Annotated in this window: 9 protein-coding genes and 2 rRNA genes (1 of these 11 running past the window's edge); 2 read left to right on the top strand and 9 right to left on the bottom strand. The window is 61.7% G+C overall.

Features of this window, described 5'->3' with window-relative positions; translation table 11 throughout:
• The first annotated feature begins 28 nt into the window (after positions 1-28).
• Complete coding sequence (locus ACTG20_RS06025; RefSeq protein WP_194494526.1) at positions 29-475, top strand: GNAT family N-acetyltransferase; 447 nt, start codon at positions 29-31, stop codon at positions 473-475.
• Positions 476-634: 159 nt separating this feature from the next.
• Entirely contained in the window at positions 635-3,508 is a 2,874-nt protein-coding gene (gene glnE / locus ACTG20_RS06020) for a bifunctional [glutamate--ammonia ligase]-adenylyl-L-tyrosine phosphorylase/[glutamate--ammonia-ligase] adenylyltransferase (RefSeq protein WP_194494527.1), read from the top strand.
• A 76-nt stretch (positions 3,509-3,584) separates the two neighbouring features.
• On the opposite strand, the gene ACTG20_RS06015 is transcribed toward glnE, so the two are convergent.
• The 9 genes from ACTG20_RS06015 to ACTG20_RS05975 form a co-directional block, all read right to left on the bottom strand.
• Positions 3,585-4,115 carry a GNAT family N-acetyltransferase gene (locus ACTG20_RS06015; protein ID WP_439987513.1) on the bottom strand — a complete coding sequence of 177 codons (531 nt, stop codon included), beginning with the start codon at positions 4,113-4,115 and terminating at the stop codon, positions 3,585-3,587.
• A gap of 95 nt (positions 4,116-4,210) precedes the next feature.
• Complete coding sequence (locus tag ACTG20_RS06010; RefSeq protein WP_194494687.1) at positions 4,211-6,412, bottom strand: glycoside hydrolase; 2,202 nt, start codon at positions 6,410-6,412, stop codon at positions 4,211-4,213.
• 108 nt (positions 6,413-6,520) lie between these two features.
• Complete coding sequence (locus ACTG20_RS06005; protein ID WP_194494686.1) at positions 6,521-7,369, bottom strand: DUF2861 family protein; 849 nt, start codon at positions 7,367-7,369, stop codon at positions 6,521-6,523.
• Positions 7,366-8,013, bottom strand: a complete 648-nt coding sequence (locus ACTG20_RS06000; RefSeq protein ID WP_194494685.1) for a response regulator transcription factor — start codon at positions 8,011-8,013, stop codon at positions 7,366-7,368. Before ACTG20_RS06000 ends, ACTG20_RS06005 begins: the two co-directional genes overlap by 4 nt.
• Positions 8,010-9,392, bottom strand: a complete 1,383-nt coding sequence (locus tag ACTG20_RS05995; RefSeq protein WP_194494684.1) for an ATP-binding protein — start codon at positions 9,390-9,392, stop codon at positions 8,010-8,012. Before ACTG20_RS05995 ends, ACTG20_RS06000 begins: the two co-directional genes overlap by 4 nt.
• Before the next feature lie 145 nt (positions 9,393-9,537).
• Entirely contained in the window at positions 9,538-11,700 is a 2,163-nt protein-coding gene (locus ACTG20_RS05990) for an AsmA family protein (protein ID WP_194494683.1), read from the bottom strand.
• Positions 11,701-11,832: 132 nt separating this feature from the next.
• Complete coding sequence (locus tag ACTG20_RS05985) at positions 11,833-12,339, bottom strand: NUDIX domain-containing protein (RefSeq protein ID WP_194494682.1); 507 nt, start codon at positions 12,337-12,339, stop codon at positions 11,833-11,835.
• 182 nt (positions 12,340-12,521) lie between these two features.
• Positions 12,522-12,636, bottom strand: a 5S ribosomal RNA gene (rrf, locus tag ACTG20_RS05980).
• Positions 12,637-12,756: 120 nt separating this feature from the next.
• A 23S ribosomal RNA gene (locus ACTG20_RS05975) occupies positions 12,757-14,403 on the bottom strand; it runs 1,243 nt beyond the window's last position.

The following is a 14,403-nucleotide window of genomic DNA, read 5'->3' as shown; positions in this document are numbered from 1 at the left end:
CATTTCCAGCGCACGGCAAGGAGCCAATATGCAGCAGAATGCAACGCACCCACCACTCGAGCTCAGTGACGACAAGGGGCGGCTCGATGTGCCGCTGATCCACCGTTTTCTCTCCGAAGAGGCCTACTGGTGCCGCGGTATTCCCCACAGCACTGTGGTGCGGGCCATCAACCACTCCCTCTGCGTTGGCGGCTATGTCGACGGTCAGCAGGTTGCCTTCGCCCGGGTTATCACCGACAAGGCCACCTTCGGCTATCTGGCGGACGTGTTTGTGCTGCCGGAGTACCGCGGCCGCGGTTACAGCAAGGCGCTGGTGGCCGCTATTGTCGACCATCCCGAGTTGCAGGGGCTGCGCCGCCTCTCCCTCGCCACCTCCGATGCCCACGGCCTCTACGCCGGTTTCGGCTTTGCACCACCGGCCAACCCGGGCAGCCTGATGGAGATCTACAACCCTGCCATCTACCAGCGCACCTGATTGACTGGCGGCCAATAATTCCCACCGGATCATGCTTCTCGCCCCTGCGCTGTGACGCGGGGGCCTGACAGTGCTAGATTGGCAGCCACCATTTTGAACCGGCAGCGTTGTTAACCTCGTGTCGTTAACCCGCTGTAGTGAACCACAAGGACGGCAACCGTGGCCCAGCACTCTACCTCTTTCTCCGCCCTCTCCCCCCTGCTGCAAGAACAGGCCGAGCGCCAATGGCAGCGACTGGTCGAGCTGGCCCCCGACTATGGCTCGCTGCCCGAGCCCGTTCGCCAGACCCTGCTGACCCTGCTGGGCCTCTCCGATTTTGTCGCCGACGCCCTCTTCAAACAGCCGGCGTTGCTGACCGAGCAGCTCGCCTCCGGAGATCTGGAGCGCTCCGAACGCTGGCCCGCCTACCAGAGCGATCTGACCGCCCTGCTCGCCGAGGTAAGCGATGAAGAGGCGCTCAAGCGTATCCTGCGCCAGTTCCGCCGCAGCCGCATGCTGGTGATCGCTTGGCGCGAGCTGCTGGGCCATGCGGCGGTGGAAGAGAGCTTTATCCACCTCACCAAACTGGCGGATGCCCTGATCTGCTCCGCTCGCGACTGGCTCTACGCCAAACAGTGCAGCGAGCTGGGTACCCCAATGGACGGCAACGGCAACCCGCAACCGCTACTGATCCTCGGCATGGGCAAGCTCGGGGGCGGCGAGCTCAACTTCTCCTCGGATATCGACCTTATCTTCACCTTCCCCGAGAACGGCTACACGGTCGGCGGGCGGCGTGAGCTTGCCAACCAGCAATTTTTCATCAAGCTCGGCCAGCGCATCATCAACGCCCTCCACCAACCCACCCAGGATGGTCAGGTGTTCCGGGTCGATATGCGCTTACGCCCCTTTGGCGATGCGGGGCCGCTCGCCATCTCCTTTGCCGCCATGGAGGATTACTACCAGCACCACGGCCGCAACTGGGAGCGCTACGCCATGGTCAAGGCGCGGGTACTGGGGCCCCAGTGCGAGCACGCGGTGGAGCTGGCCGAGATGCTGCGCCCCTTTGTGTTTCGCCGCTATATCGACTTCGGCGTTATCGACGGTCTGCGCCAGATGAAGGCGATGATCGCCGCCGAGGTGCGCCGCAAGGGGCTGGAGGGCAATATCAAGCTGGGGGCTGGCGGCATCCGTGAAGTGGAGTTTATCGCCCAGGCGCTGCAGCTTATTCGCGGCGGTCGTGAACCGGCGCTGCGGGTGCGCCACCTGCCCGAAGCGCTGGCCGCCATCGCCCAATGTGGCGCCCTCGAATCTGCCCATTGCGATCGCTTGCTGGAGGCCTATCGCTTCCTGCGCCGGGTCGAGAACATATTGCAGGAGATCGGCGATCAGCAGACCCAGACCCTGCCCACCGAGGAGCGGGATCGCCAGCGGCTGATCGCCGCCCTCGGCTTTGCCGACTGGGGCACCTTTATGGCTTATCTGGATGAGGAGATGGCCGCCGTCCATCAGGAGTTCGCCGCCGTGGTGGGGGAAGAGAAAGAGGCACCCGCCCATCTGGAGCAGCTCTGGCTCGATCTCTGGCGCACCGAGCTCGACGCCGCCGAGCTGGAAAAATTGCTGACTGCTCAAGGGGTCGTCGAGCCAGCCCCGCTCTGTGCCGCGCTGCTGCGTTTCAAGGAGGAGTACAAGCGCCGTCAGGTGGGGCCGCAGGGGCGCATCGCGCTGGACTGGCTGATGCCGGAGCTGCTGCGGCTGGTGGTCGCCAGTGAGCACCCCGCCCGCCTGTTCGAGCGGGTATGCGAGCTGCTGACCCGCATCTTCACCCGCAGCGCCTATCTGCAGCTGCTGGCGGAAAATCCGGGCGCCCTGCGCCAGCTGGTGCGGCTGTGCGACGCCAGCCATCTGGTGAGCGAACAGCTGGCCCGCTACCCTATCCTGCTGGATGAGCTGCTCGATCCCCAGCACCTCTACCACCCCACCCCGCTCGACCAGTACAAGCCCCAGCTGCGCCAGTTCCTGCTGCGCATCCCCGAAGAGGACGTGGAGCAGCAGATGGAAGCGCTGCGCCAGTTCAAGCAGGTGCAACTGCTGCGCATCGTGGCGGCCGATATCGCTGGCGCCCTGCCGCTGATGAAGGTGAGCGACCACCTAACCTGGCTGGCGGAGGCGATCACCGAGGAGGTGGTCAATCAAGCCTGGGCCCAGATGAGCGAGCGCTACGGGGTGCCGCCAGAGGTGGCAACCAGCGGCCAGCGCGGCTTTGCGGTGGTGGCCTATGGCAAGCTGGGCGGCATCGAGCTCGGCTACGGCTCGGATCTCGATCTGGTATTCCTGCACGGCGGCGACCCCAACAGCTACACAGATGGCCGCAAGCCCATCGACAGCCGCCAGTTCTACCTGCGCCTCGCCCAGCGGATCCTGCACCTGTTCAGCACCCGCACCCCGTCCGGGATCCTCTACGAGATCGATATGCGGCTGCGCCCCTCCGGCGACTCCGGCCTGCTGGTCTCGTCGCTGTCGGCCTACGAGCAATACCAGCAAAACGAGGCGTGGACCTGGGAACATCAGGCGCTGGTGCGGGCCCGCCCCATCTATGGCGATGACGCCATCGTTGCCGAGTTTGCCCGTATCCGCCGCGATGTGCTGGCCAGGGAGCGGGAGCTGCCGACTCTGGCCCACGAGGTGCGCGAGATGCGCCACAAGATGCGGGATCACCTGCTCAAGGCGGGGGCTGGCGAATTCGACCTCAAGCAGTCCCCCGGCGGCATGGTGGATATCGAGTTTATCGCCCAGTATCTGGTGCTGGCCCACGCCTGCGGCGAGCCCGATGCCCTCACCCGCTGGTCCGATAACGTGCGCATCTTCGACGAGTGCGTGATGGCGGGTGTGCTGACGCTGGAGCAGGCGGAGGGGCTGAAGCAGGCCTATCTGGAGATCCGCAACCTCGGCCATCGCCTCAACCTCTCGGAGATCTCCCGCAAGGTGAGCGACGATCAGCTGCAGAGTGAGCGCAGCCATGTGCTCGCCGTCTGGCAAACCCTGCTGGGGGAGTAATTCCCGCCAGCTGCAATGAAAAAGGGCCCGCCTGAATTGCTTCAGGCGGGCCCTTCTCTTATCTCCTTACGGTTGCTCAGCCGAGATCCATCACCGTCTCCACCAGCATGCTGTTGAAACGCTGATAGGCCTCTTCCTTAAGAAGCCCCGGATAGCTCAACACCCGTAGTTCATGACCCTTGTAGTCAGGATGATAGGGTGGGTGGACATGAGCATAGTCGTTGAGACAAAAGCCCAGCCCCTGATAGAAGCGCAGACGACGAATGGCAATCTCATCTTCTGGCGGATCGATCTCGAGAATGACGGTTTTGCCTGCCCGCTCGCAAAATTCGGCCAGCAGGCGGCTGCCGTAGTTGCGGCCGCGCAGCGCCGGATTGATGGCCAGATGTTCGATATAGATCTGCTCGCCACACGCCCACCAGAAGATGAAACCGAGCAGCAGGCCGTCCTGATAAAAGATTTGGCAGTGATAGCGAGGATCCCGCATCTTCTGCGGCTGATGCTGTGACTGGCGCTGCTCGTAGCGGGGAAAACTCTCGCCATAGATCTGCCAGACCAGCGGCCACGCCGGATGGTTTACCTCTCTAATCACTTCACTCTCAATCATCAGAACTGCCTCTCGTTTATTTTGCAGAACGTTCATCTATACATGAAAAGTTCTGCCACATCATTCTCTGATGAAATAAAAGCCAGAACGCCAGATTAGCGGGCGCCATCCGGTTGCGAGACAAACTGCTGCTGACTGCCATCGGGCAACAGCGCCAACACGCTTTGAGCGGCCAGTTTTATCCCCGCCAGCTCGGTGGCCGGGCCGAAGTTGGCCACCAATCTGGTGCCATCGGCAAACTCGCTCTGCTGCACCACACCTCTTTTATCGAGCCAGCGAAAACCGGTGAGCGGCTGGTTGTAGAGCCTTTCATGCAGCGGACGGAAGAAGGCATCGAGCCCCTTGAGGTAGGGAATGCGCGCACTGGCGCTATCCAGACTGAGGTTGAGCAGGGGCGGCACGTTGTAGAGCTGCTGCAACAGTTCGGTCACCTGACGGCTCTCCCTGAATTTGAGGCTATCCATCGTCCAGTGGTGGGTGGTCACTATGCTGTCGTGAAAGACGCTCTGGAACAGCGGCAACCGCAGCGCCGGATCGAAGTAGAGCCCCTGATACTCGGGCTTGAGGTGGCTCTGGCGAAAGAAGAACGTGGGCTGATAGTCGGGATACCAGGCCCCCAGATAGTAGGGAGAGCGCTTGTTGCGGCGCATATCGGGATCCTGCCAACCAAAACCGCTGGTCTGGGGGCCGTGGGCAAAGGCCGCGGTGCGGTTGGCAACCGCGCCGCCCTCCTCGGAACCCACCAGCACACCCTGACTCCTGGCAATCCACGCCATCCCGGCCATCCGATTTTGCGCATCCTGCGCCTGGCTGGTCGGCTTGGCAGGATCGAAGTCGTCAAACACCATGCCGGTCGCCGCCACATCGAGGAACCAGCTATTGTAGTGGCTCGCCTGCTGCAATTTGGGAACTCGCTGTTCCATCACCGCGCGCACGCAGGCCTGATTGGTGTAAACGCCGCTGTTTTGAAAGCCGCTCTTGCGCCGCCCGTTCTCCTGCATGATGCCGCAGCGCAGGTAGCTATCCTGCCCCATCTGGGCGGTGAGCCAGCTCTGCTGGCGATTCCCCTCCGGCAGCGCGGTATCGTAGGAGTCGTAAGGGGCGATGAGATAGCCCGCCACTTTGGCAAGCGCTATCCCCTCTGGCGCGGCAAAACCGGCGGTCCACTGGGGCAGACCCAGCCAGAGTTTGGGTAGTCCAGCCAGCTTGAGAGCAGCCATCATCTTGGTCGAGCTGCCATCACCCCAGCTCTGTGGCTCGTTGAGCGCAGCCCCCAGTTGCGTAGCCGCCAGCGTGCGCCGGGCGGCGAAATCGGCCGGTTGCTGACCCGGATGGCGCTGCGCCAGCGCCTGCTCCACGCCGGCCAGCACCAGATTTTGCAGATAGCGGTTGCGCTCAAGATCGGGCGCTTGCAGCGCACGCTTGCTCTCCCCCTTGAGCCAGTCGGCGGGGATCAGGCGGCGCAGCGCGGGCCAGCTCTTCACATCCTGTGGCACCAGCAGTCGCTCACCCCAGAGATAGAGGTGAGAGGCGCCGATCAGCCGCTTGCCATCCTTTACTGCCGCCAGCTTGCTCTCGAGCGAGACCAGTTCACCCCGCTCCTGCAACCAGCTGCGATAGGCCTTGGCCGCCGCTAGCCAGTCGTTGCCCGGTTGCAACGACACTGCCACCTCATAGGGGTCAGCCCGATTGAGGCGATTGACGCTATGGGTCGCGGTGAGGGCAATGCCATCTTTCTTCGGAGCAAAGGCGAGCCGGTTGTTGAAGGGGTTGGCAAAGAGGATCGCCAACTGCTGATCGCCGTGATCCAGCCCAACCACCGGCAGGGTCAGATTATCCGTAGTGTTGATCCCCTGATACTCCTGCGCCAGCGCCTTGCGCCACGCAGTGTGCGTAGCCGGAATGCGGAATCCCTCGTGGATCGGCAGCATCAGCGCCTGCGCCCCTGCCGGTACCCGCGGCCACACCAGCTCGCCAGCACTCGCACGGCTGAGGGTAAGGATCAGACGGTGACCCTCAAGGCGAGCCAAGGCACGCACCTCGCCATCGGCACGGGTCAGCCAGCTGGCACGCTCCCCCTCCTGCTGCAAGGCGGTGACAGGCTGACGCGGGCCGGGGGAAGATATGGCAAGGTGCTGGCCCGAGGGCAGCACAGCCTCGGCCGCCAGGGTGGCGGGATCCAGCTCGATGCGCCACTGATCGTTGGCAAGGGTCAGCGCCTCGGCAGGCAAGGAGAACAGCGGCGCCAACAGTAGCAGCGGGCGGATCCGGCTCGTTAGCACGGGAAGAAAAGTCATGGTCTGTGATTCCTGATAACACACGGGAATCGCCATTTCAGCAGATTGGCCGCCTGCGATTGTCAGGCCAATGTCAGGATTGCGGTGACCTGACCATCACGGCGACCATTACTCAACTGGCCCCGCCTGACTGTGGCTCAGCTGCAACACCAACTGGCCGCGCTGGCTGGTCTGCACCAGCGAGAGGGTACGCCAGCTGTCGGGCGTAGCGGTTGGCCAGTTCACCGGCTCATCAGTCGCAATCCGGTGCCACCAGAGCAGGGAGTATTGCGGGCGGGCCAGCACAGTCTGCTCAAGCCAGAGCGGAGTGCACGAAGCGGGATTGGCGGGGGGATTGGCTACCGCCTGTGGCGAGCGGGAGAGCCAGTCCAGATCCTGCACCGCAGGCAGCGGCAACGCTACCTGCCAATCCTTGCCCGCCACCGTCAGCCGCAGCTGATAGAGCCCGGCTGGTAAAGGCGTCGGCAGATCGACCCCGACAACCCTGACTCCGGAGTTCTCTTCCGCCTCCCACTGGGCGCCTGTCAGTCGGTCACGACCAGCGGGATCGATAAGTTCCGCGGTGGTGATGGGCCCCTCCCCGGTCAGCTGCACCCGATAGTCCCGCAGCAGCGGCGCATCGCGCTGGATCAACTCAAGACGCAGCTCGCTCACTCCATCAGGCAAGTTCAGCGGGAAATCCTTGCCGCAGTGCTTGGCACTCAGCACGGCCAGCATCCCCTGCCAGCTGCGGCGCTCGGCATCGCTGTTGAGGGCAGGCCAAGCCTGCTGCAAAGATTGCCAGGCGTGCCGGTTATCCCCCTGCAACAGTGCCAAGGTAGCCGGTTGCAGCGGGTCGGCGCGTTCAGCTTCCAAGAGGCGCTCGGTTGCCATCACGCTGCTTACGTTTAGAAGGCCCGGGTTCAGAAAGCCGACGCTTAGAGCCAACAGCAGTCCAGCCAGCGTTGCACGCTTCACGCTGGCACCTCCAGCCGGTAGCCGATGCCGCGCACCGTCTCGATGGCCAGTCCGGGCAGCTTCTGGCGCAGTTGCAGAATATGGGTATCGACGGTGCGGGTGGAGGGAAACGCCTGATAGCCCCACACCCGGTTGAGGATCTCCTCCCGGCTCAGCACCCGCCCCGCCATCCGCACCAGCAGGGTGAGCAGGGCAAACTCGGTGGGGGTAAAGCTCACCTCCGCATCCTGCCAGCTCGCCTGCATCCGGGCGGGATGAAGCTGCAAGCCGCTCACTGCCTGAGTGCCATCCCCCAGCTGACGCAACTGGGCCCGGATCCGTGCCAGCAGCTCGTCGTGGGAGAAGGGTTTGGTCAGGTAGTCGCGCGCCCCCGCATCGAGCCCGGCTACCCGATCGCTCACCTCCACCCTTGCGGTGAGCACGATCACTGGCAGTGCCTTGCGTGCCAGCCACAGGGGCAACCAGTCGAGGGCATCCCCCTCCGGCATGGAGCGATCCAGCAGCACCAGATCCGCCGCCAGCCACTGCTGCTCCGCAGCAGCCAGAGTGTCGCACCAGAGGCAGCGATACCCCTCGCGGGTCAGATAGCGTTGCAGGTTCTCCGCCAGCAGCGCCTCGTCTTCGACAAGCAGGATGGTCTTCATGATTCGGGGTCGCTCCAGAGTTGGCAGGGCAGCGTCAGGGTGAAGGTGGTGGGCGGGCCGGATAGGGTGAGGCGCCCGCCAAGGCGGCGCAACAGATGGCGCACGATGGCAAGCCCCAACCCCAAACCATCGGCACGGGCACCGCGGCGCAGCAAGGTGGCGAGCCGGTAACCCGGCAGCTCGCCGCCATCGCTGACCGCGAGGATCAAACGCCCCGCCTGCCAGCTGGCACAGATCCGAACCGGCGCGTGGCCATGCTGGCTGGCGTTGCGCAGCAGGTTGTCGAGGGCGAGATCGAGCCAGTAGAAGGGGAGCGCCAGAGTCATCTCCCGCTCAAGACAGAAGGTGGCGTCATGCCGCTCGCAGGCCAGGGTGAGCCACTCGGTGAAACTGACCGCCACCCGCTCATCTTCGAGAGTCTCTGCCGCCAGATAGTGGCGACTGGCCTGCGCCAGCTGATGCAGGCGGGCGACACTGCCCAGCAGTTGCCCCACGCTCTGCTGGGCGGAAGCGGGCAGCCGGTCGAAATCGTGGCGCAGCTCCTCGCTGATGCCGGACAGCGCCATGATGGGAGTGCGCAGCTCGTGGGTCAGCATCTGCAATGCGACACGCCGCTCCCGCAGCAGGCGCCAGCGCTGCCAGCTGGCCCACCCCAGCAACAGGATAAAGCCAAACGTGCTGGCCAGCGCCAGCCACTGCCAGTGCAGCGTGGGGCGCTCGTTGAGGCAGATCCCCCCAACCCGCTCCTGGCAGGAGCCATTGACCCGGCTATCCAGCGTCACACCAAGCCGCTCGGCCAGCGGCTGCCACTGTCCTGCGCCATAACGGCGCCACTGCCCATCGGCAAGCAGCCAGATCTGACCCGATTGCAGCAACCAACGCTCGCCCCGCAGCAGGGCGTCGAGGTTGTCATCGCCGAGCTCGCCAAGCAGCCCCAGCTGATCACGCCGCTCCCGCACATGGAGCAGAGCGTCGAGTCCGGCCGCCGGATGAGCAGCCTGCCAGCGAGCTGCGCTGGAGCCGCCCAGCGGATAGACGGGGTGAGCGGCAAACCAGCTGGCCGAGGGCATTGGCCCATCTTTGCAAAGCGCCCGCAGCAGCGGCAGCCACTCGGCGGGCAAGTCATTCTCAGTCCCGCACTCCTGCTGGTAGCGATAGATAGCCTGCAACTGGCGCAGCGGGTAGCGCTGCCAGGCGGGATGAAGGGCGTCGGGAGCGATCAGGCGACGATCGAGCCGCTGCACCTCGTCAAGGGGCAGCGTATGTTCGGGAACCTGCTTGGCCAGCTCGCCAGCCAGACGATCCGCCAGCGGCCCGGCCAGCACGGGATATGCCATGCCGCAGCAGATCAGGGAGCTGAGCAGCAGGATCAGGCGCATGGGTTCAACTCGAGATGACTCCGGATCAAGGCGCAGCAGGTCACTGCGCCATAAAAAATGTCAGCGCCATTTTTCAATGGCGCTGACATCCGGTCAACCGCTAACGGCATTGGCGCGGCTCCCGCCAGCCCATATGAACCGTCACCTATTTGAACAGCCCCTTGAGCAGCTGGTCGGCTACCCCTTTGACGGCTTCATTGTCGGCCTTGTCACCCAGCAGCTTCTTGAGGCCGCGTTCGGCCTCCTTGCGCGCCTTCTCCTCCAGCAATTTGTTGTTGCTGAGCAGTGCCTTCACATCGAGCTGATAGCTGGGGGCCTGCCAGTGACCGCCGATCCGCACCGGAATGGTGATCTCCTTCAGCTCGTCCACATCCTTGCCCCCCTGCCCCTTGCTGCTCTCGACGATGGAGCTAAGGAACAGGAAGTCGAGGCTCTCCGGCACCAGCGCAGTCTGCCCCTCCCCCTTGACCCGCAAGGCCGGGGCAAATAGCTGGATGTCGTTGCTGCGGGCGATGCCGTCGGCAATCTGGAAGCTGGCGGTAAGGGCGCTGAAGTCGGTCTTGCGCACCTCCTTCACCTGATCCGCTCCCTTGCCGGTCAGAGTCGCTCGCGCCTCGCGGATCATCTCCGGCAGGTTGATGCCATGCAGGGCGCCGTCGCTCAGCTTCAAGGTCACCTTGCCCTGCATTCCGTTGCGCAGTGCCAGAGGAGAGAGACCACGCCCCTGCACCTGCACATCGAGATCGCCCTTACCCTCCAGCAGATCGCTCTGGGCCAGAGTCTGCAGCAAGGGACGAATGTTCACTCCGGCCACCTGCTTGTGCACCTTGTAGGTGGCGGGTTGCTGGCGTGCGTCGAGAACCCCTTTCGCGCTTACCTGACCGCCCGCCACGGTCGCGCTGAACTGTTTGAGCGTCAGCAGTCCCTTGGTCAAAACCACCTGCAGATCGACAGCACCGAGACCCAGCCCTTTCAGGCGCAGGCTGCCAAGTTGCAACCGACCATCCAGATCCACCCCTTTGAGCGCGCCCAGATCCGGTTCAACCGCGGAGAGGGCTTCGCTCTTGCCGGTTAACGCTTTATTGCCATTTGCAGCAGTGTTGGAAGCACCGGCCGCCGGTTTGTCCTCTTTCGCCTGCGCTGGTGTGGTCGGTACCGATTTGGCGAGCCATTTGTCGAGATCCAGCTTCTCCCCCTTGAGATCGAAGGTGATTGCCGGAACAGCGCCAAGCTGCACGGTTCCATCACCACTCAGCAGCGCCTCATCGGCACTCATCACCAGCTTGCTCAGGGTAATCAACTGCTTGTCGAGCTCGGCACGGGCAAAACCGGCCAGTTTCAGCTTCATCTGCGGGCGTGGCAGCGCATCACCTTCCAGCGCTGCGGTCAGCACCATATCGGAGAGTTCGGCAAGCTTCATCTCTTTATCGAGCCGTCCCTTGAGCGTTCCTTCCAGCGAACCAGCCAGTGAAGCTTGCTGCCCCTCTACCTTGGCCCCTTTCAGCGCCAACGTGAGGTTGCTCCACTCACCCAGGGCCAGTCGGTCCCCCTTGATGGAGAAACTGTCGAGTCGCAGGGACGGGTCACTCAGGCTGCCACTGAGGCTCAGATCTTTCAGTTCACTCGCCATCACCTCCTGCGCCAGCTTGATCTGGGTCTGCCCTTTAACGTCGAAAGCGAGCTTGTCAGCACTCCCCTTGGCGGCCAGCGTCACGGGTACCCACTGACCGGTGGCCAGCTGCCCCATATCGAGATCGAGGCGATCCATTCGCAGCGAGGTGCCGTTGCGATCATCCTGTACCAGCGCACTGGCCTGGGAGAGCGCGACACCCTGCAAGCTGATCTGCCAGGGCTTGCTATCAGCGGTTGGCGCAGGGGTTGCAGGGACGACCGGTTCGCTTGCATCAGCAGTGGCATCTTTGATCAGTCCGCTCAGATTGGAGCTGCCATCCGCCTTGGTCTGGATAAAGAGATGGGCGCCACTCAGGGTCACCTTTCCAATCTCCAGACGATGGGAGAGCAGCGGCAATAGGGCCACCGAGGCCTCGCCCTGTTCGAAACGAACCAGATCCGGCTCGGCAAAACCGGCCGGATTGCGCAGAGCCACCTTCTCAAGCGAGAGGCCGAGGCTCGGCCAGAAACGCCAGTCAATCTCCCCCGTCATCACCAGCTCCCGGCCCGTGCTCTTGCGCACCTGTTCAGCCAGTTGGGGCTTGAATTGATTGGGGTCGATGAGGCTTATCAACGTCACTATGGCCAGCAAGACCGCCACGGCAATGCCGAGCAAGATGAGAACTATCTTCTTCACGATATGCTCCTTGAATCCGGATCCACTGCTGACTATACCACTCATCGTCTGACGAATGGCGTCTGCGAGACAAAAGCGGACAAGGATGAGACAGGGATGGTCGCTGCCAATCCCCATCGTCATCAGCAGGGATCAGGCTTGCAAAGAGGATTGCTGCAGCAGAGCCATAGCGGTGCGCGTCGATTCGAAAGCAAAGTGGGGCAAGGGGACATCGCGGATCTTCAGCCACTGACAGGCAGCCACATCATCAGCTGGCTGGATGACCGGTTTTTCACTCAGCACGATGGCAAAGAAGGTGTCACAGGTGTGATAGGTGATGCCATCGCAGGGATAGATATTGGGGAATGAACCAAGATAGGTAAAAGGTTGGGCGCTGACATCGAGTCCCAGCTCCTCCTGCAACTCGCGCACCAGAGCCGCCTCCAGCGACTCGCCGGGATCGACAAATCCGCCTGGCAGATCCAGTAACCCCTTGCCCGGATTGCGGGCACGCACCGCAACCAGCACCTCATCCTGCCAGCAAAGCGCCACCATCACCGCCGTTGCCACATTCTGGAAAAAATGAAAACCGCAGCCACAGCGAAACTCTTTCTGACTGACGCTCTGCAGAGTTTGACCGCCACATTTTGGACAAAACATGGGCTATCTCCGACGAAATAAAGCACCATTTTACGCTGTTGTGACCGTTTTTTATGAGTAAAACCGACGGGGAAGACTAGGCATTCAAAGGGAGAGGAATAAAACGGGGCAATTATCAGGCTATTTGCTGAATTGCAGGCAATAAAAAACCCCGCTCGATGAGCGGGGTTCTTAAATTGGGTGCCTGGCAGTGTCCTACTCTCGCATGGCGAATGCCACACTACCATCGGCGCTACCGCGTTTCACTTCTGAGTTCGGCATGGGATCAGGTGGTTCCACGGCGCTATGGCCGCCAGGCAAATTCTTAATCTAGAAAGCTGACGTGAGTAGTGATGTTGCGCTTGGCTTGTCACTATCACTGAATTTGAGTAGTTCGTTCTATTTGCTACAAGCCTTAGAACACTTCTTGGGTGTTGTATGGTTAAGCCTCACGGGTAATTAGTACGGGTTAGCTCAATGCATCGCTGCACTTACACACCCCGCCTATCAACGTTGTGGTCTCCAACGGCCCTTTAGGACCCTCAAGGGGTCAGGGATGACTCATCTCAGGGCTCGCTTCCCGCTTAGATGCTTTCAGCGGTTATCGATTCCGAACTTAGCTACCGGGCAGTGCCACTGGCGTGACAACCCGAACACCAGAGGTTCGTTCACTCCGGTCCTCTCGTACTAGGAGCAACTCCCTTCAATCATCCAACGCCCACGGCAGATAGGGACCGAACTGTCTCACGACGTTCTGAACCCAGCTCGCGTACCACTTTAAATGGCGAACAGCCATACCCTTGGGACCGACTTCAGCCCCAGGATGTGATGAGCCGACATCGAGGTGCCAAACACCGCCGTCGATATGAACTCTTGGGCGGTATCAGCCTGTTATCCCCGGAGTACCTTTTATCCGTTGAGCGATGGCCCTTCCATTCAGAACCACCGGATCACTATGACCTACTTTCGTACCTGCTCGACCTGTCCGTCTCGCAGTTAAGCTGGCTTATGCCATTGCACTAACCTCCTGATGTCCGACCAGGATTAGCCAACCTTCGTGCTCCTCCGTTACTCTTTGGGAGGAGACCGCCCCAGTCAAACTACCCACCAGGCACTGTCCGCGAGCCCGATTCAGGGCCCTGCGTTAGAACATCAAACATACAAGGGTGGTATTTCAAGGACGGCTCCAGCGCAACTGGCGTCACGCCTTCAAAGCCTCCCACCTATCCTACACATGTAGGTTCAATGTTCAGTGCCAAGCTGTAGTAAAGGTTCACGGGGTCTTTCCGTCTAGCCGCGGGTACACCGCATCTTCACGGCGAATTCGATTTCACTGAGTCTCGGGTGGAGACAGCATGGCCATGGTTACACCATTCGTGCAGGTCGGAACTTACCCGACAAGGAATTTCGCTACCTTAGGACCGTTATAGTTACGGCCGCCGTTTACCGGGGCTTCGATCAAGAGCTTCGCTTGCGCTAACCCCATCAATTAACCTTCCGGCACCGGGCAGGTGTCACACCCTATACGTCCACTTTCGTGTTTGCAGAGTGCTGTGTTTTTGATAAACAGTCCCAGCCATCTGGTCACTGCGACTCCCGACAGCTCCATCCGCAAGGGACTTCACCATCAAGAGCGAACCTTCTCCCGAAGTTACGGTTCTATTTTGCCTAGTTCCTTCACCCGAGTTCTCTCAAGCGCCTTGGTATTCTCTACCCGACCACCTGTGTCGGTTTGGGGTACGATGACTTGTAATCTGAAGCTTAGAGGCTTTTCCTGGAAGCAGGGCATCAATGACTTCCGCACCGTGGTGCGTTCGTCTCGTGTCTCAGCGTTGTGTCTGCGGATTTGCCTACAAACACCACCTACGCACTTTCACCAGGACAACCGTCGCCTGGCCCACCTAGCCTTCTCCGTCCCCCCATCGCAATTACAAGTCGTGCAGGAATATTAACCTGCTTCCCATCGACTACGCCTTTCGGCCTCGCCTTAGGGGTCGACTCACCCTGCCCCGATTAACGTTGGACAGGAACCCTTGGTCTTCCGGCGAGGAGGCTTTTCACCCCCTTTATCGTTACTTACGTCAG

The sequence above is a fragment of the Aeromonas sp. 84A genome, from assembly GCF_051919345.1.
GTDB classification, from domain to species: Bacteria; Pseudomonadota; Gammaproteobacteria; order Enterobacterales; family Aeromonadaceae; genus Aeromonas; species Aeromonas veronii.
Note: the sequence above shows the minus strand (reverse complement) of the source record. Positions and strands in the feature narration are given on the sequence as shown.